This window comes from Hoyosella sp. YIM 151337 (genome assembly GCF_026041215.1).
Taxonomy (GTDB): domain Bacteria; phylum Actinomycetota; class Actinomycetes; order Mycobacteriales; family Mycobacteriaceae; genus Hoyosella.
The window spans coordinates 437,866-463,017 of sequence record NZ_JAPEIQ010000039.1; the positions used below are offsets into that span (position 1 = coordinate 437,866).

Genomic DNA, 25,152 nt, shown 5'->3' on the forward strand with positions numbered 1-25,152 from the left:
AGGAAAATTGCTGGTGGCAGATTTGTCAGCAAAAGTTGTCAGGGGTTCCGAATAGTATGTCGGCGCGAGCCGGAACTGGCTGCTCCGTGGGAGCCAGCCAGGTGTTTACCAGGCGCACAGGGTGCCGGACAGAGGGGTTGTCACAGTGGCGGATCGGTTAGTTGTTCGCGGCGCGCGCGAGCACAATCTGCGGGGAATCGATCTTGACCTCCCGCGCGACAGCCTGATTGTCTTCACAGGCCTCTCCGGATCGGGGAAGTCGAGTCTCGCGTTCGACACCATTTTTGCCGAGGGCCAGCGCCGCTACGTTGAGTCACTGTCCGCGTACGCGCGGCAGTTCCTGGGTCAGATGGACAAGCCTGACGTCGACTTCATCGAAGGGCTTTCACCCGCGGTCTCGATTGATCAGAAGTCGACGAACCGCAACCCGCGCTCGACCGTCGGCACGATTACCGAAGTCTACGATTACCTCCGGCTTCTCTTCGCGCGGGCGGGCACGCCCTACTGCCCGGTTTGTGACGAGAAGATCGCACGCCAGACACCCCAGCAGATCGTCGATCAGGTTCTGGCGATGGAGCCTGGTACGCGGTTCCAGGTACTCGCGCCCGTGGTACGCACGCGAAAAGGTGAGTTCGTCGAGCTGTTCTCCCAGCTCAGTGCTGAGGGCTTCGCGCGCGTGCGAGTCGACGGTGTGGTCTATCCGCTCACGGATCCGCCGACCCTGAAGAAGCAAGAGAAGCACGACATCGAGGTTGTCGTCGACCGCCTCGTGGTGAAAGAGAGTGCGAAACAGCGCCTCACCGACTCCGTTGAGACTGCGCTGCGGCTCGCCGACGGCATCGTGGTCCTCGACTTCGTCGACCGGGACGATGCCGCGCCCGACAGGCAGCGCCGTTTCTCGGAGAAGCTCGCGTGCCCGAACGGCCATGCGCTTGCGATCGACGATCTCGAGCCGCGGTCGTTCTCGTTCAACTCGCCGTACGGCGCGTGCCCGGAGTGTCATGGTCTCGGTATCCGTAAGGAAGTGGATCCAGAACTCGTGGTGCCGGATCCGGAACTCTCTCTGGCGGACGGTGCTATCGCGCCGTGGTCGTCGGGACAGTCGGCGGAGTACTTCACCAGGCTCCTCAAGGGCCTTGGCGAGGCGATGGGCTTCACCTTGGACACTCCCTGGAAGCGGCTGTCGGCAAAAGCGAAAAAGGCTGTCCTCGAGGGCTCCGAGCATCAAGTCCACGTGCGCTACACGAACCGGTACGGGCGGACGCGCTCGTACTACGCCGAGTTCGAAGGCGTGATGCCATTTCTGCAACGCCGCCTCGACCAGACAGAGTCTGACCAGATGAAGGAGCGGTACGAGGGCTTTATGCGGGACATTCCCTGCCCTGCGTGCCGGGGGACGCGCTTGCGGCCGGAGATTTTGTCCGTGCGGATAGCGGGCGGGGATGGCAAGGCGCGGTCGATTGCAGAAGTGTGCGAACTTTCCATCGCAGCGTGCTCGCAGTATCTTTCTGAACTTCATTTGGGCGCGCGCGAAGCGGCTATCGCGGGGCGGGTCCTCAAAGAGGTGCAGGCGCGTCTAGGGTTCCTGCTCGATGTGGGGCTCGATTACTTGTCGCTGGACCGCGCGGCCGGCACTTTGTCAGGTGGCGAGGCCCAGCGTATTCGCCTTGCCACTCAGATCGGGTCAGGCCTCGTGGGGGTGCTGTATGTCCTAGATGAGCCTTCGATCGGTTTGCATCAGCGTGACAATCGGCGACTCATCGACACGCTCACACGGCTCCGCGACCTCGGGAATACCCTGATCGTTGTTGAGCATGACGAGGACACCATCCGCACGTCGGACTGGGTGGTAGACATCGGTCCGCGCGCGGGCGAACACGGCGGTGAGGTCGTGCACAGCGGGACTTTCGCGGACCTGCTTGATAACGAGCGATCGCTGACCGGTGCTTACCTCGCAGGGCGCTTGCATATCGAAACGCCGCTGGTCCGTCGGCCAATCGACCGTAAGCGCTCGCTGACCGTCGTTGGCGCGCGTGAACACAACCTGCGGGGTATCGAGGTCGAGTTTCCTCTCGGGGCGCTTCTCGCAGTTACCGGCGTCTCCGGCTCAGGTAAATCGACGCTGGTCAACGAGATCCTCGCAAAGGTGCTCGCCAACAAACTGAACGGTGCACGTAACGTTCCAGGGCGTCACACCCGCGTCAAAGGGGTCGATCATCTCGACAAACTTGTGCAGGTTGACCAATCGCCGATCGGCCGCACACCACGCTCCAACCCAGCAACCTACACAGGCGTATTCGACAAGATCCGTACCCTGTTCGCCGCGACCACGGAGGCAAAAGTCCGCGGCTACCAGCCGGGACGGTTCAGCTTCAACGTCAAGGGCGGCCGCTGTGAGGCTTGTACCGGTGACGGCACCATCAAAATCGAGATGAACTTTCTGCCGGATGTGTATGTGCCCTGTGAGGTGTGTCATGGAGCGCGGTACAACCGGGAAACACTCGAGGTGCATTACAAAGGCAAGAACATCGCGGAAGTACTCGATATGTCGATCGAGGAGGCCGCGGACTTTTTCGAACCCGTCACCACGATCCACCGGTACCTCAAGACCCTCGTTGAAGTCGGGCTCGGGTATGTCCGTCTGGGTCAGTCAGCCCCGACACTGTCCGGAGGCGAGGCGCAGCGTGTCAAGCTCGCCGCTGAGTTGCAGAAGCGCTCGACGGGCCGAACCATTTACATTCTCGATGAGCCGACTACCGGGTTGCATTTCGAGGACATCCGGAAGCTGCTCAAAGTGATCAACGGACTGGTTGATAAGGGCAATACCGTGATCGTGATTGAGCACAACCTGGACGTCATCAAAACGGCGGACTGGATCATCGACATGGGCCCGGAGGGCGGTTCAGGCGGTGGCGTCGTCGTAGCGCAAGGAACTCCGGAGGACATCGCTGGCGTTCCCGAAAGCCACACCGGCCGCTTCCTCGCCACCGCCCTCGGCTCGGCGGCGAACTTGTCGGCGGGAAAAGCCGGACAGCGGCCCCGCCGGGCCGCAAACAACGCGGCGGGTAATGGCAACGGCAAAGGGAAGCGCACAGCAACGGGCCCGCGGCCGGCGCCCGCGCCCGTTGCCTGAACGCAGGATCGTCAGTGCACCGGGCCGGTGTACTTCTCGCCAGGCCCTTGCCCCGGCGGGTCAGGATAAGCGGAGCTCTCACGGAACGCGCGCTGCAGCGCCTGCAGTCCGTCTCGCAGTGGTGCAGCATGCGGTCCGAGATACTCCGCGGACGCGGTAATCAGCCCCGCGAGCGCCGTAATAATTCGGCGGGCTTCGTCGAGATCGAAATGCGGACTATCCGCGGGTTGCTCCGCTGAGAGACCCAGCTTTTCCGCACCCGCGCTGAGCAGCATCACGGCTGCACGGGAAATAACCTCGATTGAGGGGATCTCCGCGAGTTCACGCACCGGAAGCTCGCCCTCGATCTCTCCGGGCTGCATATGGGGTTCGTGAGGTGCTGAGCTGTTGCTCGCGTAGGTTTCATCCGCCATAGGTGGTACCCTGTCATACGCGACCGCTCCCGATCATCTCGGGGGCATCAAGTGGAGCCCAGCTCCCACCGTGGCACGCAGAGTGTTCACGGTCCGGTCCGCCCGAGCTTGGCCCGGGTTCCCGCTGTGTGGGGTGGTGAGACAGCATGCGATGTCTCAGCAGTGATCGGTCGGCAAATGGGCCCCGCTCGATACGTACCGTATCGAGTCAGGGGTTTTCTTTGTTGGGGCAGGGTTCGCTGGTCACGACCGAACCGTTAACTGAGGAGGCCCCATCAGCACTGAGACCCGCATCAATGACCGCATCCGTGTTCCCGAGGTTCGGCTGGTAGGGCCGAACGGCGAGCAAGTGGGAATCGTGCGGATTGAAGATGCACTGCGCCTTGCTCTCGATGCGGACATGGATCTCGTCGAAGTTGCCCCTGATGCTCGTCCGCCAGTCTGCAAGATCATGGACTACGGCAAGTTCAAGTATGAGGCGGCGCAGAAGGCTCGTGAATCCCGCCGGAACCAGCAGCAGACTGTCATCAAGGAACAAAAGCTGCGCCCGAAAATCGATGATCACGACTACGAGACCAAGAAGCGTAATGTCGTGCGGTTTCTCGACGCTGGTAACAAGGTGAAGGTCACCATTATGTTCCGCGGCCGTGAGCAATCGCGCCCGGAACTCGGATTCCGTCTCCTTCAGCGGCTCGCCGCAGACGTTGCCGAACTAGGGTTCGTCGAGACATCAGCCCGGCAGGACGGCCGGAACATGACCATGGTCCTGGCGCCGCACCGGGGGCAGAAGACACGAGTCAAGGCTCAGCAGACTGCCGGGCGGGCAGCGCGTGGCGAGCCGCGTGAAGACGAGGCAGCTGGGCCCGCTGAGGCGAGCTAGCGAGCAGCGGTTCGTGCCACCGCGCGCAAACTCCAGACGTGCGGCGCGTTCGCGCGGGATGACCTGCGCAGCCAGACGTCAATAGACATGCGTGCCCCCTCGGGGGCTAAGCACAGCACGCTGTGCCAAACGAACGAAGAACGAGGGACAAACTCATGCCGAAGAACAAGACCCACAGCGGTGCTTCGAAGCGATTCAAGGTTTCGGGCACCGGGAAGCTGCTCCGTCAGCGTGCGAACCGCCGCCACCTTTTTGAGCACAAGTCGAGCCGTCAGACACGCCGCCTCGAGGGCGTTACCACGGTAAGCGACAACGATGCGCCCCGCATCAAGCGGATGCTTGGCCTCTGAGGCCGGGTACGAACGCTGAAACAGCAATAGACCACATTTGGGTCGAGCCGACCCCAGAGAACTGACAGGACAAACTAGTGGCACGCGTTAAGAGAGCGGTCAACGCTCAGAAGAAGCGCAGGACAATCCTCGAGGGCGCCAAAGGCTACCGCGGACAGCGGTCACGCCTTTACCGCAAAGCCAAGGAGCAGATGCTCCACTCGATGACATACTCGTACCGGGACCGTCGCGCGCGTAAGGGTGACTTCCGAAAGCTGTGGATCACGCGTATCAACGCGGCAGCCCGCTCGAACGACATCACCTACAACCGCCTGATCCAGGGCCTGAAGGCCGCTGGTGTCGAGGTGGACCGTAAGAACCTGGCTGAGATTGCTATCTCGGATCCTGACGCCTTCACCGCACTCGTCGCGGTCGCGAAGGATGCCCTGCCTGCAGACGTGAATGCGCCGTCCGAGGACGCAGCCTGACAGTTGGCGGACCGGAACCTGCAGAAAACTCCAGTGACACGACCCGTGGATACGATCTCTGACCGAAATCCACGGGTCGTGTCGGCTTTGAAGCTGGTGAAAGCCAGTGAACGGCGCGCCACGGGCCTGTTCCTGGCGGAAGGCGCGAACGCAGCGGGCGGTGCGATTGACAGCGGTGTCGCCCGGGAAATATTTGTTTCCGCCGAGGCCGCTGCCCGCTACACGGACATCATCGGCCGGGCACAGTCGCGGGACATTCGGGTGTGGCAGATTTCGGATCGGGTAGCGAACGGTCTCTCCGAGACCGTTACTCCACAGGGTGTGGTGGCGGTGTGCGAGCAGTCCCAACACACGCTAGACCGGGTGCTCAGCGTCGCAGGTGAGTCTGCTTTTGTGGCGGTGCTTATTGACGTGAACGACCCAGGGAACGCCGGGGCGATCATCCGGGTGGCTGATGCGGCAGGCGCACACGCTGTGCTGCTGCTTGGTGAGTCCGTGGATCCCTATAACGGCAAGGTGATCCGGGCCACCGCGGGAAGTTTCTTCCACATCCCCGTCGTACGTGCCCGCGATACGGCCGATGCTCTCGATCGAATGCGGAAGCAGCGCTTTCTTGTGCTTGCCACTACAGCGCAGGGTGACGTGGCACTTCCTCAGCTCGGGCTGCAGCCGGAGATCGGGCCGCAGCGACGCGTCGCCTGGCTGCTCGGCAACGAGGCGCATGGTTTGCCGCCAGGAGTGCTCAGTGTTGCGGATCTCACGGTGCGTATTCCCATTTTTGGGCGTGCGGAGAGCCTCAACCTCGCGACGGCAGGCGCGCTCTGCCTGTACGAGAGTGCAAGGCTTGTGAGACGTGAGTGAGGGAATGGGAGCAGCAATTGCGGGGATGCGAGTCGTCTCGCATAACATCGGCACAGCACATTAGTGAGGAGAGAGACGGATCGTGGCACAGAACCATCCTCAGCAGTCCGCACAACGCGACAATTCTGGCTCAGGAGACTACGGCGCTGACGCCGCGCAGCTCCTGAGTGAGGAAGCGCTCGACGCTGCGGCGGTGGCGGCTGAGGAAGCGTTCGAGTCTGCCGCATCCCTGGACGCGCTCGCCCACGCGAAGACCCAGCACCTCGGTGACAAGGCTCCCATCGCGCTCGCGCGCCGCGCGCTCGGCACGCTGCCGAAAACCGACCGTGCCGATGCGGGTAAGCGCGTCAACGTCTATCGCGCTCGCGTGCAGCACGCGTACGAGGCGAGGTCGGAAACGTTGCATGCGGAACGGGACGCGGCGGTGCTGGTTGCGGAAACAATTGACGTTACGCTCCCCGCGGCACGCGCTCCGCAGGGCGCACGCCACCCAATCACCACCATCTCCGAAGAGATTTGCGACGTGTTCGTAGCCATGGGCTGGGAGGTCGCGGAAGGTCCCGAGGTCGAGACCGAGCATGCGAACTTCGATGCCCTCAACTTCCTGCCCGACCATCCGGCCCGCACGATGCAGGACACCTTCCATATCGCGCCGGAAGGCTCACGCCAGGTATTGCGCACCCACACGTCACCGGTGCAGGTCCGCAGCATGCTGACCCGTGATGTGCCGATTTACGTGGTGTGCCCGGGCCGGACGTTCCGGACCGACGAACTTGACGCGACGCACACACCAGTGTTTTCACAGGTGGAGGGCCTCGCAGTCGACAAGGGTTTGACGATGGCAAACCTCAAGGGAACTCTCGATGCGCTCGCGCGCGCGCTTTTCGGCCCTGCGGCAATTACGCGTATGCGCGCCAACTATTTCCCCTTTACTGAACCGTCCGCTGAGGTCGACGTGTGGTTCGAGCGGAAGAAGGGCGGGCCCGGCTGGGTCGAGTGGGGCGGTTGCGGCATGGTCCACCCGAACGTGCTCCGAGCCAGTGGCATCGACCCTGGGGTGTACTCCGGGTTTGCGTTCGGGATGGGGCTGGAACGCACGCTGCAGTTCCGGAACGGAATCCCGGACATGCGCGACATCGTCGAGGGTGACATCAGGTTTACGTTGCCGTTCGGTGTGCAGGGTTAACGACGATTCTTCACGGATGGGAAGCGAGTTCACGTGCGAGTAGCGCAGTCCTGGCTGACTGAGGTCATTCAGCGTGCCAACCCGGGGTGGCAGGTGACCGCTGAGGAACTCGATGCTGGGTTCGTCGGTGTGGGTCTTGAAGTCGAAGATGTTGCCGCGCTGGGTCCGGTGACTGGCCCGCTGGTTGTCGGCAGGGTCCTCACAATCGAGCAACTCGAGGGGTTCAAGAAACCGATCCGGTTCTGCACGGTTGACGTCGGAGAGACTGAACCGCGGGGCATCGTGTGTGGCGCCCAGAACTTCGTCCCGGACGACCTGGTGATCGTCGCGCTGCCCGGGGCGGTGCTGCCCGGAGATTTCCGCATCGCATCGCGTTCCACGTATGGGCGCGTGTCAGAGGGGATGATCTGCTCAGCAAGCGAACTTGGAATAGGGCGTGACCACTCGGGCATCTTGGTGCTGTCTCCCGGGGCTGCTGAACCGGGTGCTGATGCCCATGCCGTTGCGGGTCTCGACGACCACGTCATCGAGCTAGCGGTCACACCGGACCGTGGCTACTGTCTATCGGTGCGGGGGCTGACCCGGGAACTAAGCTGCGGCTGGGGTCTCGATTTCAAAGACCCGGCGGATGTGCCCGATCCAGCCGGTGAGCAGTCTGTAGATGAGGCGTGGGCAGTCACGGTCGCCCCAGAGTCGGGTGCGATGCGATTCGCGCTGCGGAGAGTCACCGGAATCGACACGCAGGCCGTGACGCCGTGGTGGATGAAGCGCCGGCTCCTGTTATCGGGGATCCGGGCGATCTCCCCGGCAGTTGACGTCACGAACTACGTGTTGCTTGAGCTTGGCCAGCCACTGCATGCGTTTGACACTGAAAAGGTCCGTGGTGACTTCGTCGTGCGGCGTGCTGAGGGAGGAGAGACGCTCACTACGCTCGACGACGTCGTGCGGGAGCTCGACCCCGAGGATGTCGTCATCGCCGACAGCACGGGGCCGGTCTCGCTCGCCGGCGTGATGGGCGGTGCTAGCACGGAGGTTTCGAGTGAGACGACCGACGTGCTTCTCGAGGCGGCGTGCTGGGATCCGCTGGCGGTCTTCCGAACGTCGCGGCGACATAAAGTGTCCAGCGAAGCAAGCAGGCGATTCGAGCGCTCCGTTGATCCTGGGGTGACAGTCGCAGCGCTTGACCGTGCCGCCGCTCTCCTGGCCGAAATCACGGGCGGCATCGTTGAGCCGGTGCTGACCGACATCGGCTTCGTTCCGGAACGGCCGACGATACGCATCGACCCGGAGCTTCCCGGACGCGTGGCCGGGGTTACCTATCGCCCTGGTGCGGCGCAGTTCCGGCTCGAACAAATTGGCGCGACGGTGCTCGAAGAACCGCTGGCTGACGGGAAAACTGCGCTGCTCGTGACGCCGCCGACCTGGCGGCCCGACCTCACCCTGCCCGCCGACCTTGTTGAAGAAGTGCTGCGCCTCGAAGGGCTTGACGTCATTCCCTCCGTTTTGCCGGCGGCTCCGTCCGGCCAGGGCCTCACCCCGCTGCAGAAGCGGCGCCGCGCCGTGAGCCGGGGCCTCGGTTATGCCGGTTACGTTGAGGTGCAGCCATCACCGTTTATGTCCGTTTCCATGTTCGATCAGTGGTCGCTCGACGCCGATGATCCGCGGCGAAACACGCTGAAAGTGCTCAACCCGCTAGACAGCGAACGGCCAGCGCTCGCGACAACACTGCTGCCCGGCTTGTTCGACGTGGCATTGCGCAACGTTGCGCGCGGGCAGCGTGACCTGTCGATCTTCACGATCGGCCAGGTAGTGCTTCCCGGGCCAGAAACCGGGCCAGTCGAGATGCTGGATGTGGGTCGTCGGCCCAGCGTCAACGAGGTCGATAAGCTGTTCGCCTCCTTGCCGCACCAGCCGATTCGTGTGGGAGTAGTCCTTACCGGGCTGCGCGAACCCGCGGGCCCGTGGGGCAAGGGACGCGTTGCGGATGCGGTGGATGCATTCGCGGCTGCGGAACTCATCGCGAACTCGGCGGGTGTCACTCTTGAGCGGCGCGCAGCGCAGTACTTGCCCTGGCACCCTGGGCGCTGCGCAGAACTCCTGGTCGACGGTGTCGTTATCGGGCATGCCGGTGAACTCCACCCCGCTGCGCTGGAGGCGATGGGCCTGCCTCCGCGCACGTGTGCCATGGAGATGGAGCTCGACGGTCTGCCGGTGCGCGAGAACCTGCCTGCGCCGCAGCTTTCGGTGTTCCCGGCGGTGCATCAAGATGTCGCTGTAGTGGTGGATACAGACACTCCTGCCGCGTCCGTCGAAGCTGCGCTGCGAGAAGGAGCCGGATCGCTTCTAGAGGAAATTCGCCTGTTTGACGTTTTCACCGGCGCGCAGATTGGTGCGGGCCGAAAGTCTCTCGCTTTTTCGCTGCGTTTCCGCGCGCCTGACCGGACACTCACCGAAGACGAAGCTACTTCGGCGCGGGATCAGGCTGTGGCGACTGCACAGGAGCGTGTGGGTGCGGAATTGCGCCACTGACGGGGCCGATACTACTTCCTTCCGGTGGGTATGGTGCTTCAGACGTATCCTTGATGCAACCATGCGGAGGAGGGCTTGATCATGGCGACTGATTCAGGTGCAGACTTCGGTGCGCTGCTCGCGCGGCTGGGGGAGTTGTCGGATCACGATCTGTCCGAGCTGGTCGCAGAAGTTACCGTGCACCGCTCGCATTTGCGGGCGCTGCATCAAGTAGCGCAGTTGTCAGCGATCGCGGGTCCCGCTCCGGTCGAGGGGACAGATGACGCAAGTATCTCGGTGGCCGGCGGAGTTGTGGCACCACGTGATGTTTCAGAGGGGCCAGTGGGTGAGGTGCCCCCGCTGGAAGACCCGGGAACCACGGGCGACGCGGCGCTTGAGCCTGGTTGGACGAAGGACGGCATTCCCACCTTCAGTAGAGTGCGGGACAAGATCGCCGCACGTTTCGCGGTGGCGATCGGGGCCCCTGATGCCGCCATTCAAGAGGCAGAAGATCGCTCCCTGGAGCAACAGTGGGAGGCTCGTGCGCGAGCAGCCCGGGAACGGCTCAATCAGATTCGCGGACTGATGCAGAAGTAGCCAAATATTCGAGTTGAATAAAGTTTCACATATGTGCATAATCATCACATGAATACGAGGATTGCCGTCGCAGGTGCCAGCGGGTATGCGGGAGGAGAGGTCCTTCGGCTGCTGCTGGGTCACCCGGCGTATCTCGACGGAACACTGCAGATCGGCGCGCTCACCGCGGGCGGCAACGCGGGGTCGACGCTCGGTGAGCACCACCCACACCTGTTGCCGCTGGCTGACCGTGTTCTCGAAGACACCTCGATCGACTCACTGGCAGGGCACGACGTCATCTTCTTGGGACTGCCGCACGGCCACTCCGCGGCCCTCGCGCGAGAGCTGCCAGCTAGCACGACGATTATCGACTGCGGGGCAGACTTCCGGCTGCGTGACTCGGATGACTGGGAGACCTTCTATGGTTCCCCGCACGCGGGGGCCTGGCCGTATGGTCTGCCGGAGTTGCCGGACGCTCGTGCGGCGCTGCGTGGCGCGACGCGAATCGCTGTACCCGGGTGCTATCCCACTGCGACGTCGCTCGCGATGGCGCCAGCGGTTGCGGCGGGAATCGTAACGCCGTCCGTGACAATCGTCGCGGTAACCGGCGCGTCCGGTGCGGGGCGCTCATTGCGCACGGATCTTCTCGGCTCGGAGGTAATGGGGTCTGCGCGGGCCTACGGCGTCGGCGGTGTACACCGGCACACCCCGGAGATCCGCCAGAATCTCCAGAGTCTGACCAGCGAGAAGGTAACCGTTTCGTTCACACCGGTCCTTGCCCCCATGGCGCGTGGCATCCTCGCGACATGCGTCGCTCCCACGACGGCTTCTGACGCTCAGGCGCGGGAAGTGTACGAAAAGGCATATGCCGACGAGCCATTCGTGCACCTGCTGCCCGCTGGGCGTCTGCCACAGACGAGCGCGGTGCTCGGGTCCAACGCGGTCCATCTCAGCGTGCACGTTGATAACGCTGCAGGCAGTCTCGTCGTCGTATCCGCAATCGACAACCTGACGAAGGGCACCGCAGGCGGGGCCGTACAGTCTATGAACATCGCGCTTGGGCTGCCAGAGGCGGCCGGGCTTTCGACAGTGGGAGTAGCGCCATGACGGGACCTCACGCCTCGCAATTTCCTGCCGGTCAGTCAGCTGCGGCGGTGAGCGCGCTGAGTGCCGCGGTGCAGCGCTCAGCAGGGGTCACCGCAGCTGCGGGATTCGCGGCGGCGGGGGTCGCTGCGGGGATCAAAAAGTCCGGTGCACGAGATCTATCCGTCATCCTCAACCGGGGACCGGACCGTTTCGCCGCTGGTGTCTTCACCACGAACAAAGTGAAGGCCGCGCCTGTGCTGTGGTCTCAGCAGGTCCTCACCACGGGCAAGTTGCGGGCCGTTGTCCTCAACTCGGGCGGTGCCAATGCATGTACCGGCTCGCGGGGATTCGCTGATACGCACCACACCGCCGAGGAAGTGGCAGCGGCTCTCACCGCGGGAGGCACCGAAACGGGTGCCGTCGAGGTGGCGGTGTGCTCCACCGGACTGATCGGTGACCTACTGCCGATGCCCGCTGTTCTTGGCGGCGTGCGGACTGCCGTCCAGCAGCTTTCTGACGATGCTCAGGCTGGCACCGATGCGGCCACCTCGATCATGACGACCGACACTGTGCCCAAAGAGGCCTGTTTGCGCCATGAGGGTGGCTGGTCGGTCGGGGGTATGGCGAAAGGTGCGGGCATGCTTGCTCCAGCTCTCGCCACCATGCTCTGCGTCGTTACCACCGATGCGGTCGCGACCAGTGAACAGTTAGAGACCGCGCTGCGCCACGCGACGAAGTACAGTTTCGACCGGCTTGATGTCGACGGCGCGACATCGACCAACGACACCGTGCTGCTACTCGCTTCAGGGGCGAGTGGGGTGGCGCCAAGCCAGTCGGCTCTGACCGAGGCGGTCTCAGCGATTTGCGACGACCTCGCCGAGCAACTCATGGCCGACGCCGAAGGCGTGACGAAACGGGTTCGGGTCACTGTGGCGGGTGCGGCGAGTGAAAGTGAAGCCCTCACAGGTGCCCGTGCCATCGCTCGGGACAATCTCGTCAAAACTGCACTCTTCGGGTCCGACCCAAACTGGGGCCGGGTCCTCGCGGCCATCGGCATCGCGCCCATCGCGCTTGACCCCGACCGCATCAGCGTCTACTTCAACGGCCAGGCTGTGTGTAAGAACGGTGTTGGAGCTCCGGGTGCACGCAGCATCGATTTGAGCGGCACAGACATCGCAGTACGTGTCGAGTTGGGCATCGGCGCTGGTGAAGCGACGGTTCGTACGACTGATCTCTCACACGCGTACGTGGAAGAGAATTCCGCGTACTCGTCGTGACACTGGCAGTACGCAAACTCTGAGGCGGGTGAACTGAAGTGGCGGACAAATCGACGGACACCATCTCTCCGCAGACTGGGGTCCGTGATGACCTGACTGCGCTGGACAAGGCGCACGTGCTCGCAGAGGCGCTGCCCTGGCTGCAGAAGTTTCACGGCAAGACGATCGTCGTGAAGTACGGCGGTAACGCGATGGTCGACGACACCCTCAAGCGCGCGTTCGCGGCAGACATGGTATTCCTGCGGACCTGCGGAATTCACCCGATTGTGGTGCACGGGGGCGGGCCACAAATCACCGCGATGCTGGAGCGCCTCGGAATGGAGGGTGAGTTCCGCGGTGGTTTCCGCGTCACGACGCCGGAAGTCATGGATATCGTGCGGATGGTCCTTTTCGGCCAGGTGGGGCGGGAACTCGTTGGCCTTATCAATGAGTATGGGCCGTATGCGGTCGGTATCTCTGGCGAGGACGCGCATCTCTTCACCGCGCAGAAGCGGTCCGCCATGATCGATGGGAAACCCGTCGATATCGGGCTCGTCGGCGATGTATCAGCGGTGAGCCCTGCCGCCGTGCTGGACTTGGTTGCCGCCGGGCGGATCCCCGTGGTTTCAACGATTGCTCCGGACCGCAACGGTGTCGTGCACAACATCAACGCCGATACCGCGGCCTCTGCGCTCGCGGAGGAGATTGGTGCCGAGAAGCTGATCGTGCTCACCGACGTCGAAGGTCTTTACACGAACTGGCCAGATAAGGATTCGCTAGTCAGCGAGATCGACAGCGGTGCGCTCACACAGCTGCTGCCGAACCTGGCGAGCGGCATGATCCCCAAGATGGAGGCCTGCCTGCGAGCGGTGCGTGGCGGCGTACCATCCGCTCACGTCATCGACGGCCGGGTACCGCATTCCGTTCTCTTGGAAATCTTCACTGAAAAAGGAATTGGAACAATGGTTACTCTCGGTGACGGTACTGTGCCCCAGGACCTGGTGGGGACATGAGTGCCGCTCAGGGACCGAACCTGCACGGCAGCAGCAATAGCGCGGCGTTGCAGCGCCGCTGGTCCGAAGCGATCATGGACACCTACGGTGTGCCCCGCCTCGCGCTTGTCCGTGGCAGTGGAGCGGTAGTCACGGACGCGGACGGCAGGGATTATCTCGACCTCCTTGGTGGCATCGCCGTCAACATTCTCGGCCATGGCCACCCTGCCGTTCGGACCGCCGTGAATACCCAACTCGCGACACTCGGCCACGTGTCCAATTTGTACATGAGTACGCCCGTCATCGAACTCGCGGAACTGCTGCTGGCCCGGCTTGGTTGCGAGGGGCGGGTCTTCTTTGGCAATTCCGGCGCTGAGGCAAACGAGGCCGCATTCAAGATCGCGCGCCGCACAGGCCGCACCAAAGTGATCGCGGCAGAGGAGGCATTCCACGGGCGGACGATGGGTGCGCTGTCGCTGACTGGACAACCCGGCAAGCGAGCGCCGTTCGAGCCGCTGGTGCCTGGTGTGGTTCACGTTCCCTACGGTGACGTTGAAGCCTTAGCGGCAGCCATCGACGACGACACCGCCGCGGTGATCCTTGAACCGATGATGGGTGAAGCCGGTGTCGTCGTGCCGCCAGAGGGGTACCTCGCGGCGGCGCGGAAACTCACTGACGACCACGGCGCGCTCCTCGTCCTTGACGAAGTGCAGACGGGCATGGGCCGCACCGGATGGTTTTACGCTCACCAGGCGGCCGGAATTACGCCAGATGTCATGACACTCGCGAAGGGACTCGGCGGCGGCCTGCCAATAGGCGCTTGCGTGGCAACGGGAGCCGCGGCAGAACTCATGGGGCCGGGTTCCCACGGTTCCACTTTCGGCGGCAACCCAGTGTGCGCTGCTGCTGCGCTCGCGGTTTTGCGCACGATCGACGAGGACGACCTACTCACGCACTCCGACCGGCTCGGTAAGCTTCTGTCCGCCGAGATCGAAGGTATGGGTCACGAGTTGGTCGACTCTGTTCGCGGAGCCGGCCTGCTGCTGGGCGTCGTGCTCACCAAACCCGTCGCGAAGCATGCTGAGGCGGCCGCGCGCGAAAGCGGATACCTGCTTAACGCCGCTCAGCCATCGGTGCTCCGTCTCGCGCCGCCGCTCGTCATCTCGGAGGCTCAGGTCCGCGGGTTCATCAGTGCGCTTCCTGCAATCCTGGATAAGGCCCTCGAGGAAGGACAAGCATGACTCGGCATTTTCTGCGCGACGATGACCTGACGCCAGCCGAACAGGCGGAGGTACTCGCACTCGCGGCGCAGATGAAGCTGCAGCCTTTTGCGCAGCGTCCGCTCGAAGGGCCACGGGGTGTGGCCGTCATCTTCGACAAGAACTCGACCCGCACCCGATTTTCCTTCGAAGTCGGAGTCGCCCAGCTCGGCGGGCATGCGGTGGTAGTCGAATCGCGTTCGACACAGCTGGGCCGGGATGAGTCACTGCAAGACACCGGGCGTGTGCTCTCCCGCTATGTCGACGCCATTGTGTGGCGGACGTTCGGACAGGAGCGGCTCGAGGCAATGGCGGAATCAGCGACTGTCCCAATCGTCAACGCCCTGTCGGATCAGTTCCACCCCTGCCAGGTTCTCGCGGATCTGCAGACCATCGCCGAGCACAAGGGCCGGTTGCGCGGGTTGCGAATGACGTACCTCGGTGACGGCGCGAACAACATGGCGCATTCACTCATGGTTGGGGGAGTGACAGCGGGCATTTCCGTGACCGTGTCCGCGCCCGCGGGGTTCTCACCCGACCCGGCAGTTGTTGAGGCCGCCCACAGCCGCGCCGAGGAGACCGGCGCTGCGGTTGCAGTCGTTGCCGATCCAGTTGCTGCGGTGAGCGGAGCGGACGTTATCGTCACGGACACGTGGACGTCGATGGGGCAGGAGGCCGACGGACTCGACCGGATAGCTCCGTTCCTGCCATATCAGGTGAACACGGAACTGCTCAAACATGCGAACCCGGACGCGATCGTGCTGCACTGCCTGCCTGCACACCGGGGCGAAGAGATCACTGACGATGTGATGGATGGACCGCACAGCGTCGTGTGGGATGAGGCTGAAAACCGGCTGCACGCACAGAAGGCACTACTCGCATGGCTGCTGGATCATCAGTGAGCGAACCGGGCAGGTCCCTCGCGGCGAGTCGCGCGGGACGCCAGGCGCGCATCGTTGAACTGCTGGCACAGCATCAGGTCCGCAGCCAGACTGAACTCGCGCGGCTCCTCGCTGCGGAAGGCATAGACGTCAAACAAGCCACGCTGTCGCGCGACCTCGAGGAACTTGGGGCCGTGAAGTTGCGTGCAGCCGATGGCGGGACTGGCGTCTATGTGGTGCCAGAAGATGGCAGCCCAGTCCGGGGCATTACAGGAGGAACCGACCGGTTGTCGCGGGTGCTAGGTGACCTCTTAGTATCAGCCGAGCCCAGCGGGAATCTCGCGGTACTAAGAACCCCGCCTGGTGCGGCACAATTTGTCGCGAGCGCGATTGACAAAGCGGCCTTGCCGGAAATTGCCGGAACCATCGCCGGCGATGACACGATCGTCGTAATCGCGCGAGAACCTCACCTGGGTGTGGAGGTGGCTGCGATGCTCGAAGGTCTCGCATAACGCCCAGAGTTGAACGTAAACGCATTAAACGTAAGAGCTACGACTAAAGGAGTCAGGACACCATGGCAGAACGCGTGATCCTCGCCTACTCAGGCGGTCTGGATACCTCCGTCGCAATCAGCTGGATCGCGAAGGAGACGGGCGCCGAAGTCGTCGCTCTCGCCATCGACCTTGGCCAGGGCGGCGAGGATATGGAGGTTGTGCGTCAGCGCGCTCTCGACTGCGGTGCGGTCGAATCGATCTGCGTGGACGCCCGCGACGAGTTCGCGAACGAATACTGCCTGCCCACTATTCAGGCCAATGCGCTCTACATGGACCGGTATCCGCTCGTATCGGCGATCTCCCGGCCGCTGATCGTCAAGCACTTGGTCGAAGCCGCGAGGGAGCACGGTGGCACCACCGTTGCCCACGGCTGCACTGGTAAAGGCAATGATCAAGTCCGCTTCGAGGTGGGGATTGGCGCCCTCGCGCCACACCTCAACGTCATTGCGCCGGTTCGCGACTACGCGTGGACGCGTGAAAAGGCGATCGCCTTTGCGGAACAAAACAGCATCCCGATCACGGTGACGAAGAAATCACCGTTCTCAATCGACCAGAACGTGTGGGGCCGTGCCGTCGAAACCGGCTTCCTCGAGGATCTTTGGAACGCCCCCACCAAAGACGTCTACGACTACACCGAAGATCCCACCGCGCACTGGCAGGCCCCCGATGAACTCGTCATCACCTTTGACAAAGGCGTCCCAGTCGCGATCGACGGCCGCTCCGTCACTGTTCTCGAAGCGATCATGGAGCTGAACCAGCGCGCGGGGCGCCACGGTGTCGGCCGCCTCGACATGGTCGAAGACCGCCTTGTCGGCATCAAGAGCCGCGAGGTATACGAGGCGCCCGGCGCGATCGCGCTCATCACGGCGCACCAGGAACTCGAGGCAGTGACGAACGAGCGTGAGCTGGCGCGGTTCAAGCGGCAGGTTGAACAGCGCTGGGGTGAGCTGGTGTACGACGGCCTGTGGTTCTCACCGCTCAAGTACGCGCTCGACGCATTCATCGCGAACACCCAGGAACACGTCAGCGGCGACATCCGGCTCATGCTGCATGGGGGCAGTGCCGTCGTCAACGGGCGCCGAAGCAACGAGTCGCTATACGACTTCAATCTCGCCACCTACGACGAGGGCGATACGTTCGATCAGTCACTCGCGAAAGGCTTCGTGCAGATTCACGGCTTGTCATCCAAGGTCGCGGCCAAGCGCGATCTCGGCCAGTAAGGCATTCGCGTGGCTGACCAACACGGAACCAACGAAGGTGCACTCTGGGGCGGCCGGTTTGAATCGGGACCGGCCGCGGCCATGGCGGCGCTGAGCAAGTCCACCCACTTCGACTGGGCGCTCGCCCCGTATGACATTCGGGCATCGAAGGCGCACGCGAAGGTGCTGCACCGCGCCGGGCTGCTCAGCGACGCCGACCTCGTCACGATGACCGAGAGTCTCGATCAGCTCGCCAGTGACGTCGCCAGTGGTGCCTTTGCGCCAGCAGAGGCGGATGAAGACGTGCACGGGGCTCTCGAACGGGGCTTGATTGAGCGTGCAGGGCCGGAGGTCGGCGGCAGGCTGCGGGCTGGCCGCTCGAGAAATGACCAGGTCGCAACCCTGTTTCGTATGTGGTTGCGTGACGCGTCCCGGCGGATCGCCGCCGGATTGCTCGAAGTCGTTGACGCTCTGGCCGAGCAGGCTGCCGCCCATCCCGCGGCAGTGATGCCCGGGAAGACGCATCTGCAGGCCGCACAGCCGGTTTTGCTCGCGCACCATTTGCTCGCGCACGCGCATCCGCTGCTTCGGGACGTGCAGCGCCTGCAGGACTTTGACCGGCGGGCCGCGGTATCGCCGTACGGCTCAGGGGCGCTCGCCGGTTCCTCGCTGGGCCTGGACCCAGATGCGATTGCTGCCGACCTGGGTTTCTCGGCTGCCGCCGAGAATTCGATCGACGCGACATCGTCGCGGGACTTCGCCGCGGAAGCGGCGTTCGTACTCGCGATGATCGGCGTGGACTTGTCGCGGATGGCAGAAGAAATCATCATCTGGACGACTCCGGAGTTCAATTACGCGACGCTTGCCGACGCGTGGTCGACGGGCAGCTCGATCATGCCTCAGAAAAAGAACCCCGACGTTTCCGAGCTCACACGCGGCAAATCCGGTCGTCTCATCGGTAATCTCACTGGCCTGCTCGCAACACTGAAGGCGCAGCCGCTTGCGTACAACCGCGATCTCCAGGAGGACAAGGAACCGGTCTTTGATTCAGTTGCGCAGCTTGAGTTGCTGCTGCCCGCGATCGTTGGTTTGACGAAAACCCTCACATTCAACGAGTCGCGTATGGCCGAACTTGCGCCAGCTGGTTACACGCTGGCGACTGATATCGCAGAATGGCTTGTGCGGCAAGGGGTTCCGTTCCGTGTAGCGCATGAAGCAGCCGGTGCGTGTGTGCGGGCAGCGGAGGGGCGCGGCGTGGGGCTCGACGAACTGACGGATGCGGAGTTCGCCGCGATCGACCCGAATCTCACACCAGAGGTCCGCGAGGTGCTGACAGTGGCGGGTTCGATCGCGTCGCGTAACGCTCGTGGCGGCACAGCGGGAGAACGCGTGCTCGAACAGTTGAAGCGTGTCCGCGAGGAGGCTGCGGCGCTGCGTGTATGGGCCCAGCCGTTGCCGGAGTGAGGCGAGTGTCTCACTAACCTGGCTGCGCACAGCGTGGGTGATGTGCGAAGATTCCCGTGACTGGATCCGGACGCGTATGCGCCCGGAGAGGATACGGAGGTCTTGAGTGCCGATCAAAGTCCGCACGCTGACATCGCCGGTGCATCGCGTGCTAGCTACCGCGCAGAACGGCCTCGAGGTCATCCGTTTCGGTGGGCTCGACACCGGGGAAGACGCTTCGCCCTACATAGTGGTAGAGCGTCGGCCGATGTTCCGGCTGCGGCGGTACTTCCCGCAGACCAAGAATCTGAAGGACCGTGTGCCGGTGGTGCTGGTACCACCGATGATGGTGGCAGCAGACGTCTATGACGTCACGCAGGACAAAGGCGCGGTGGGGGTTCTCCACGCGCAGGGCCTCGATCCCTGGGTAGTGGACTTCGGTTCCCCGGATCGGGAGATTGGTGGCCTCACGCGGAATCTGGCCGATCACGTTGTCGCGGTGAGCGAGGTCGTCAGCCTGGTACGCAAGCACACCGGGCGGGACGTACACCTGGCCGGCTATTCGCAGGGCGGGATGTTCTGCTATCAAGTTGCCGCATACCGGCGTTCGGTGGGGCTCAAAAGCGTCATCACATTCGGCTCGCCGGTGGATGCCGTCGCCTTGCCTCTTGGTATCCCTGTGGGACTCGCGTCGAAAGGCGCGGATTTTCTTGCTGACCATGTGTTCAGCCGACTGGCTCTGCCAAGCTGGATGGCGCGAACGGGCTTCCAGATGCTCGACCCTGTCAAGACACTCAAGTCTCGCGTCGACTTCTTGTTGCAGTTGCATGACCGAGAGGCGTTGTTGCCGCGAGAGAAACAGCGGCGCTTCCTTGAGGCTGAAGGATGGGTCGCGTGGTCGGGGCCCGCGATCGCGGAATTGCTCAAGCAATTCGTGGTGCACAATCGCATGATCACTGGCGGCTTTGTCGTGGATGACCGGCTCATTAGCCTGGCCGAGATCACCTGCCCCGTACTGGTCTTTGTGGGTACAAATGATGACATAGGTCAGCCGCGTGCGGTGCGGGCTATCCGGCGCGCAGCGCCGCGTTCGGATGTGCACGAAGCTACCCTGCGCGCTGGCCATTTCGGGCTCGTTGTCGGATCCAGCGCGGCTACCCATACGTGGCCCACGGTCGCGGAATGGGTGAGGTGGCAGGAGAACGCTGGCGCAAAACCGCCGATAGTCAACCAGATGACTGACGACGCGCAGGAGGCGGCCGACGGCGAGTACACGGTCGCACAGCGGCTTGTGACGAGTGCAAGCCAAGTGGCCGAGATCGGTTTCGGCGTCGCTCAGGATGTCATCGGTGCCACCGTTGGCGCTGCCCGCTCGACCAAAGAAGTCACGGGGGAGGCGATGCGCACCTTGCCGAAGCTCGCGCGGCTCGGCGTGATGCAGGCGCACACCCGGATGTCGCTTGGCTTGCTCCTTGCCGAGCAAGCCAAGCGCAATCCGCTGGGCGAACTGTTTCTTTTCGACGATCGAGTACACACGCATGCCGCGGTCAACGAGCGCATCGACAATGTGGTGCGTGGCTTCATCTCCGTGGGTGTGAGGCAGGGGAGCCATATCGGCGTGCTGATGGAGACCCGGCCCAGTGCCCTGGCAGCTATTGCGGCGCTGTCCCGGCTCGGGGCTGTGAGTGTGCTGCTGCAGCCAGGCACCGACCTCGATGAAGCAATCAGGATTGGTGAGGTCTCGGCGATCGTCGCCGACCCGCCGAATCTCGACGATGCCACCGCCACGGGGGTGCGTGTGTTTGTGCTCGGGGGCGGCGAGGCGCGTGACCTTGGCCTCACAGAGGACTCTGACGTCGTTGACATGGAGCAGATCGATCCCGACGCGGTGCGCCTTCCGGCGTGGTATCGCCCAGACCCTGGTCTAGCCAGCGATCTGGCGTTCATCGTCTTCACTCGCACGAGCGGGCACACAGAACCGCAGTTCATCACGAACCACAGGTGGGCGCTGTCGGCATTCGGCACAGCCACTGCAGCATCGCTGAACCAGAGCGACACTGTGTACTGCTTGACTCCTCTGCATCACCCGTCCGGTCTGCTCATGGCACTTGGTGGTGCTGTGGCCGGAGGCGCCCGGGTTGCGCTCAGCAGAGGGTTTGACCCGAATCAATTCGCTGAAGAGGTTCACCGTTACGGCGTCACGGTTGTTTCGTATACGTGGACGCTGCTCAGGGAGCTTGTCGCCGCTGAAGACCTTCAGATTCAGCGGCACCACCCTATCCGGCTCTTTATCGGGTCGGGCATGCCTGCCGCGCTGTGGCGCCGGGTCGTTGAGCGGTTCGCACCCGCGAACGTCGTCGAGTTCTATGCGTCGACGGAAGGCGAAGCTGTACTGGCGAATATCTCCGGGTCCAAGCCGGGTGCTAAAGGTCGGCCCATCCCAGGTTCGGCCACCATCCGCCTCGCTGCCTACGACGTCGAGAACGATCGCTTCATCGAAGACGAGCGAGGGTTCGTGACCCTGGCTGAGGATGGAGATGTGGGGCTGCTTCTCGCGCATCCGCGAGCGGGCGTGGAGCTGACGGCAAACGAAATCCGTGGTGTATTCCGGGCGGGTGACACATGGATTGCTACGGACCACCTTTTCCGGCGCGACAGTGACGGCGACTACTGGATGGTCGACAACAGAAACTCCGTCATCCGCACCGATCGTGGGGTGGTGTTCGCATTGCCGATCGAAGATGCTCTCTCCGATATCGATGCGCTCGACCTCGCTGTCGTTTATGGAGTAAGTACAGGCGGCCGTACGCTCGTTGTCGCAGCTCTGGCGCTGCGTACGTGGATGCCCGAGAATGCCGCACAGAAGCCAGAAGTGAAGCCTGGAAACCTGGATGCGGCGCTGTCGATTCTTCCGGAAGGTCAGCGGCCGGATATCGTCCACGTTGTAGACGACATCCCGGTGACGGCCTGGTACCGGCCGAAACGGCAAGCTCTTGTGGAGCAGGGAGTACCAGGCGCTGGTGTCCACTCGTGGTACTACGACCCGGAAAGCCACCAGTATCGCCGACTTACTGAGGCCGCACGTAAACGTTTCGCGGCAGGCAACTGAGTGAAGCAGCGAAGGTAGGGTAGTCGTCGTGACTCTGGATCCGATCCTCATGAATGTCCTAGCTTGCCCGCAGGACCACGGGCCGTTGCTTCTCGTTGGTGACGAAGTGCTCTACAACCCGCGGTTGCGCAGGGCGTATCCAATCGAGAACGGGATTCCCGTGCTGCTCATCGACGAAGCCCGGGACGCCACTGACGAGGAGCATCAAGAATACGTTCGCCGCGCTGAGGCAGAGACTGCGAGCTGACGCTTAACCCGGCGTGAGCGGGAGCGGCCGGACTCCGCTAGCGAGGCTGATATACGCTCCGCGCAGCGGCAGACCCACGGTGTTCGACGCGAAGTGCAGGCGCCTAGCCCATTTTTGATCGCGTGTTCGGATGGTGGTCTGGTCTGGACGCTCTATGACGAGCACGCCGCACGGGTGATCCGCCATCTCGCGTGCGGCGCCTGCGAGGGCACTCAGCATTACTTCGCATTGTTCGGATTCGGGCAGTCCTTCTTCCGGGTCAGCGAGCGGTACGACAAGTGGCAGTTGGTACCCCAGCGGGGTGAAGAAAAGTAGCCACAACTGTGGGAACATGGCTGGCCCGACGATCGTGACGATGCGCGCGTGCATGTCGTCATCGGTAAGGACGGGAGTCTCAAGGAGACCGTGCAGTGGGGATGAAGGCGTAGTCATGCCGGTGATCGTTGCATCGTATGGCGGAGGCTTGGAGTTATCCCTGTGGACAACTATTCGCGGGAACCGTTCGTCCGTGCGATGCGTCGTATGACGATGATGGTGCACACAATGATGAGGGACGTGATGACACCCGAAGACTTGCGGGAACTGCTGATCCGTGCGGATCCGCCGCAAGCTGCGTCAGCTCTGCTGGGGCGTTCGCTGGAAGTCAGGGACTGTGCAGCGACGATTGTCGAAGTCGAAGCCTACGGAAGTGATAGGGCGGGGCCATGGCCTGATCCGGCCTCCCATGCGTATCCGGGACGCACCGGCCGAAATCCTGTGATGTTCGGGCCAGCGGGTCGCTTGTATGTCTATCGAATCTACGGAATGCACCTCTGCGCGAACGTGTCTTTTGGTCCCGACGGGCACGCGGGCGCCGTATTGCTCCGCGCCGCAGCGCTGACTACAGGAGTCGAGCGTGCGCGAGTGCGCCGCCGCGCCGGAGTTGCTCCAAGCGGTCTCGCGTCTGGTCCTGCCAATCTTGTGCAAGCCCTGGGCATCACGCTCGATGACCAGGGAACCGACGTGATCTCCGGTGATTCTGGGGTCACGTTGTCGATCACTCAGTTCAGCGGTGATATCCATGCCGGGCCTCGTGTGGGTGTCAGCAAAGCCGCGGACCGGCAATGGCGTTTCTGGTTCGAAGATCACCCCGCTGTGTCCCGCTACCGGAGGCACACGCGCGCAACAACTGACTGAGCGAGTGGCGTCACCGCCAGCGATTAGGGATGATCTGTCTCGTGACGCACGACATCCTGGAAGAACTGACATGGCGCGGCCTGATCGCACAATCCACCGACCTTGATGCTCTCGGCGAGCGGCTGAAGGCGGGCATGGTGACGCTCTATGCCGGATTCGATCCCACAGCGGCAAGCCTGCACGCGGGTCACCTGATTCCGCTGCTTGTTCTGCGCCGATTCCAGGAGGCTGGCCACCGGCCCATCGTGCTAGCAGGCGGCGCCACCGGCTTGATCGGCGATCCCCGTGATGTGGGAGAGCGTTCGATGAACGACGAAACCACAGTCGCTGAATGGTCAGAACGAATCAAAGGCCAGCTCGAGCGCTTCGTGGACTTTGATGCCGGGCCGAACGGCGCAGTCATCGTTAACAACATGAGCTGGACTGGCGCGCTCTCGGTAATCTCGTTCCTGCGCGATATTGGCAAGCACTTCTCAGTCAACGTGATGCTGGCGCGTGACACAGTCAAGCGACGACTGGAGTCAGACGGCATTTCCTACGCCGAGTTCTCCTACATGCTCCTTCAGGCAAATGATTTTGTGCACCTGCGCCGAGAACATGACTGTGTTCTTCAGGTTGGCGGCTCTGACCAGTGGGGAAATATCGTCGGCGGTGTCGACCTTGTTCGCAAGCTCGACGGTGCCCACGTGCACGGGTTCACGGTTCCCTTGGTGACGAGTTCCGACGGCAAGAAGTTCGGAAAATCGACCGGTGGTGGCAGCCTCTGGCTCGATCCAGAAATGACAAGTCCGTACGCCTGGTACCAGTACTTCGTCAACACCGCGGACGCGGACGTCGTCCGGTACCTGCGGTGGTTCACGTTTTTGAGCAAAGAGGAACTAGACGAACTCGAGCGCCAAACCGCGGAAACGCCGCACCTGCGCCTGGCGCAAAAGCGGCTTGCCCGCGAGATGACCACTCTGGTGCACGGCGAGAAAAACACCGTCGCCGTGGAACACGCCTCCCAGGCCCTGTTCGGTCGCGCGGACCTGCGGGAACTCGACGAGCCAACCCTCGAAGCAGCGCTGACGGAGGCATCAGTCGCACCACTAGGTCACGAGGCGCCTCGCACGATTATCGATTTGCTGGTCTCCAGTGGGCTCGTTGACTCGAAGAGCGCTGCACGCCGGACGGTCCGTGAGGGCGGTGCCTCCATCAACAACGAGAAGATTGCTGATGAGGGGTGGGTCCCCACCGATGCGCACTGGCTACACGGGCGGTGGCTCGTCGTCCGCAAAGGTAAGCGGCACTTTGCGGGAATACGGCGCGAAGCGTGAGTGTTGACCATCTGTGAACGCGGCGGGAATCCCGGCCGGGCCAGAGTGTGGTTGACCAAATGCTTCTGACCAGCGGATTTGTGTTCCCACCGCGTTCTGTGTAACTTTCTCTTCGCCGCCGACACGGGGAGGCCGGTTCCGGAAGGAGCCCAAGCCACCGAGCGGAAGCCAAGCTGACAATCTGGAAGATTCGCTGGTTTGACTCTCTGCCCGGAACCTGGTTAGGATTGGTGGCTGTGCCCTGAGGGGGCTGGGCCTGG

The 25,152-nt window shown here is 63.0% G+C and carries 22 protein-coding genes; 20 read left to right on the top strand and 2 right to left on the bottom strand.

The features are described from left to right. Nucleotides 1-145 precede the first annotated feature (145 nt). Entirely contained in the window at nt 146-3,133 is a 2,988-nt protein-coding gene (gene uvrA, locus ONR57_RS20195) for an excinuclease ABC subunit UvrA (protein ID WP_265125471.1), read from the top strand. Between the two features lie 11 nt (nt 3,134-3,144). Here uvrA and ONR57_RS20200 read toward each other — a convergent pair whose 3' ends face one another. After that, nucleotides 3,145-3,495, bottom strand: coding sequence for a DUF1844 domain-containing protein (locus ONR57_RS20200; RefSeq protein WP_265125524.1), 351 nt, complete (start codon nt 3,493-3,495; stop codon nt 3,145-3,147). A 325-nt stretch (nt 3,496-3,820) separates the two neighbouring features. Here ONR57_RS20200 and infC point away from each other — a divergent pair, with 325 nt between their 5' ends. The 17 genes from infC (at nt 3,821) to ONR57_RS20285 (ending at nt 22,400) form a co-directional block, all read left to right on the top strand. Continuing rightward, a complete protein-coding gene (gene infC, locus ONR57_RS20205) occupies nt 3,821-4,426 on the top strand; it encodes a translation initiation factor IF-3 (protein ID WP_265125525.1) in 606 nt (201 codons plus the stop codon). A 155-nt stretch (nt 4,427-4,581) separates the two neighbouring features. Next, nucleotides 4,582-4,776 carry a 50S ribosomal protein L35 gene (rpmI, locus tag ONR57_RS20210; protein ID WP_265125472.1) on the top strand — a complete coding sequence of 65 codons (195 nt, stop codon included), beginning with the start codon at nt 4,582-4,584 and terminating at the stop codon, nt 4,774-4,776. Between the two features lie 77 nt (nt 4,777-4,853). Further along, a complete protein-coding gene (gene rplT, locus ONR57_RS20215; RefSeq protein WP_265125473.1) occupies nt 4,854-5,243 on the top strand; it encodes a 50S ribosomal protein L20 in 390 nt (129 codons plus the stop codon). A gap of 45 nt (nt 5,244-5,288) precedes the next feature. Beyond that, nucleotides 5,289-6,104 (top strand): RNA methyltransferase, encoded by an 816-nt coding sequence (locus ONR57_RS20220; RefSeq protein ID WP_265125526.1) that lies wholly within the window; start codon nt 5,289-5,291, stop codon nt 6,102-6,104. Between the two features lie 163 nt (nt 6,105-6,267). Then, entirely contained in the window at nt 6,268-7,290 is a 1,023-nt protein-coding gene (gene pheS, locus ONR57_RS20225) for a phenylalanine--tRNA ligase subunit alpha (protein ID WP_265125527.1), read from the top strand. A 33-nt stretch (nt 7,291-7,323) separates the two neighbouring features. Further along, nucleotides 7,324-9,819, top strand: coding sequence for a phenylalanine--tRNA ligase subunit beta (pheT, locus tag ONR57_RS20230; protein ID WP_265125474.1), 2,496 nt, complete (start codon nt 7,324-7,326; stop codon nt 9,817-9,819). Between the two features lie 81 nt (nt 9,820-9,900). Further along, nucleotides 9,901-10,395 (top strand): hypothetical protein, encoded by a 495-nt coding sequence (locus ONR57_RS20235; protein WP_265125475.1) that lies wholly within the window; start codon nt 9,901-9,903, stop codon nt 10,393-10,395. Nucleotides 10,396-10,443: 48 nt separating this feature from the next. Further along, nucleotides 10,444-11,481, top strand: a complete 1,038-nt coding sequence (argC, locus tag ONR57_RS20240) for an N-acetyl-gamma-glutamyl-phosphate reductase (protein ID WP_265125476.1) — start codon at nt 10,444-10,446, stop codon at nt 11,479-11,481. After that, the gene (gene argJ / locus ONR57_RS20245) at nt 11,478-12,737 is read left to right on the top strand and encodes a bifunctional glutamate N-acetyltransferase/amino-acid acetyltransferase ArgJ (RefSeq protein ID WP_265125477.1); all 1,260 of its coding nucleotides are present in this window, start codon (nt 11,478-11,480) and stop codon (nt 12,735-12,737) included. Before argC ends, argJ begins: the two co-directional genes overlap by 4 nt. Nucleotides 12,738-12,775: 38 nt before the next feature. After that, a complete protein-coding gene (gene argB, locus ONR57_RS20250; protein WP_265125478.1) occupies nt 12,776-13,729 on the top strand; it encodes an acetylglutamate kinase in 954 nt (317 codons plus the stop codon). Then, nucleotides 13,726-14,949 carry an acetylornithine transaminase gene (locus tag ONR57_RS20255; RefSeq protein WP_265125479.1) on the top strand — a complete coding sequence of 408 codons (1,224 nt, stop codon included), beginning with the start codon at nt 13,726-13,728 and terminating at the stop codon, nt 14,947-14,949. The genes argB and ONR57_RS20255 overlap by 4 nt, the downstream gene beginning before the upstream one ends. Further along, on the top strand, nt 14,946-15,869 hold the full coding sequence (gene argF, locus ONR57_RS20260; RefSeq protein WP_265125480.1) for an ornithine carbamoyltransferase: 924 nt from the start codon (nt 14,946-14,948) through the stop codon (nt 15,867-15,869). Before ONR57_RS20255 ends, argF begins: the two co-directional genes overlap by 4 nt. Beyond that, nucleotides 15,848-16,360: an arginine repressor gene (locus ONR57_RS20265; protein WP_265125481.1), complete on the top strand. Its 513-nt coding sequence runs from the start codon at nt 15,848-15,850 to the stop codon at nt 16,358-16,360. The genes argF and ONR57_RS20265 overlap by 22 nt, the downstream gene beginning before the upstream one ends. A gap of 62 nt (nt 16,361-16,422) precedes the next feature. Then, the gene (locus ONR57_RS20270; protein WP_265125482.1) at nt 16,423-17,622 is read left to right on the top strand and encodes an argininosuccinate synthase; all 1,200 of its coding nucleotides are present in this window, start codon (nt 16,423-16,425) and stop codon (nt 17,620-17,622) included. A gap of 9 nt (nt 17,623-17,631) precedes the next feature. After that, nucleotides 17,632-19,065: an argininosuccinate lyase gene (gene argH / locus ONR57_RS20275; protein ID WP_265125483.1), complete on the top strand. Its 1,434-nt coding sequence runs from the start codon at nt 17,632-17,634 to the stop codon at nt 19,063-19,065. Nucleotides 19,066-19,171: 106 nt separating this feature from the next. Further along, complete coding sequence (locus ONR57_RS20280) at nt 19,172-22,153, top strand: AMP-binding protein (protein ID WP_265125484.1); 2,982 nt, start codon at nt 19,172-19,174, stop codon at nt 22,151-22,153. A 28-nt stretch (nt 22,154-22,181) separates the two neighbouring features. Next, nucleotides 22,182-22,400 (top strand): Trm112 family protein, encoded by a 219-nt coding sequence (locus ONR57_RS20285; RefSeq protein WP_265125485.1) that lies wholly within the window; start codon nt 22,182-22,184, stop codon nt 22,398-22,400. Nucleotides 22,401-22,403: 3 nt separating this feature from the next. On the opposite strand, the gene ONR57_RS20290 is transcribed toward ONR57_RS20285, so the two are convergent. Next, nucleotides 22,404-22,832, bottom strand: a complete 429-nt coding sequence (locus tag ONR57_RS20290; RefSeq protein ID WP_265125486.1) for a hypothetical protein — start codon at nt 22,830-22,832, stop codon at nt 22,404-22,406. Nucleotides 22,833-22,958: 126 nt separating this feature from the next. On the opposite strand from ONR57_RS20290, the gene ONR57_RS20295 reads away from it, so the two are divergent. Together ONR57_RS20295 and tyrS are read left to right on the top strand one after the other, a co-directional pair. Continuing rightward, nucleotides 22,959-23,576, top strand: coding sequence for a DNA-3-methyladenine glycosylase (locus tag ONR57_RS20295; protein ID WP_265125487.1), 618 nt, complete (start codon nt 22,959-22,961; stop codon nt 23,574-23,576). Nucleotides 23,577-23,605: 29 nt separating this feature from the next. After that, on the top strand, nt 23,606-24,892 hold the full coding sequence (tyrS, locus tag ONR57_RS20300; RefSeq protein WP_279347975.1) for a tyrosine--tRNA ligase: 1,287 nt from the start codon (nt 23,606-23,608) through the stop codon (nt 24,890-24,892). Nucleotides 24,893-25,152 lie beyond the last annotated feature (260 nt).

What these genes read in the sequence shown, in the direction of transcription:
- ONR57_RS20295 (WP_265125487.1), top strand. Translation starts at nt 22,959, where the DNA reads ATGACACCCGAAGACTTGCGGGAACTGCTGATCCGTGCGGATCCGCCG.
- argJ (WP_265125477.1), top strand. Translation starts at nt 11,478, where the DNA reads ATGACGGGACCTCACGCCTCGCAATTTCCTGCCGGTCAGTCAGCTGCG.
- ONR57_RS20255 (WP_265125479.1), top strand. Translation starts at nt 13,726, where the DNA reads ATGAGTGCCGCTCAGGGACCGAACCTGCACGGCAGCAGCAATAGCGCG.
- argC (WP_265125476.1), top strand. Translation starts at nt 10,444, where the DNA reads ATGAATACGAGGATTGCCGTCGCAGGTGCCAGCGGGTATGCGGGAGGA.
- ONR57_RS20200 (WP_265125524.1), bottom strand. Translation starts at nt 3,495, where the DNA reads ATGCAGCCCGGAGAGATCGAGGGCGAGCTTCCGGTGCGTGAACTCGCG.
- ONR57_RS20270 (WP_265125482.1), top strand. Translation starts at nt 16,423, where the DNA reads ATGGCAGAACGCGTGATCCTCGCCTACTCAGGCGGTCTGGATACCTCC.
- ONR57_RS20265 (WP_265125481.1), top strand. Translation starts at nt 15,848, where the DNA reads ATGGCTGCTGGATCATCAGTGAGCGAACCGGGCAGGTCCCTCGCGGCG.
- ONR57_RS20235 (WP_265125475.1), top strand. Translation starts at nt 9,901, where the DNA reads ATGGCGACTGATTCAGGTGCAGACTTCGGTGCGCTGCTCGCGCGGCTG.
- argF (WP_265125480.1), top strand. Translation starts at nt 14,946, where the DNA reads ATGACTCGGCATTTTCTGCGCGACGATGACCTGACGCCAGCCGAACAG.
- ONR57_RS20290 (WP_265125486.1), bottom strand. Translation starts at nt 22,832, where the DNA reads ATGACTACGCCTTCATCCCCACTGCACGGTCTCCTTGAGACTCCCGTC.
- rpmI (WP_265125472.1), top strand. Translation starts at nt 4,582, where the DNA reads ATGCCGAAGAACAAGACCCACAGCGGTGCTTCGAAGCGATTCAAGGTT.
- tyrS (WP_279347975.1), top strand. Translation starts at nt 23,606, where the DNA reads ATGATCTGTCTCGTGACGCACGACATCCTGGAAGAACTGACATGGCGC.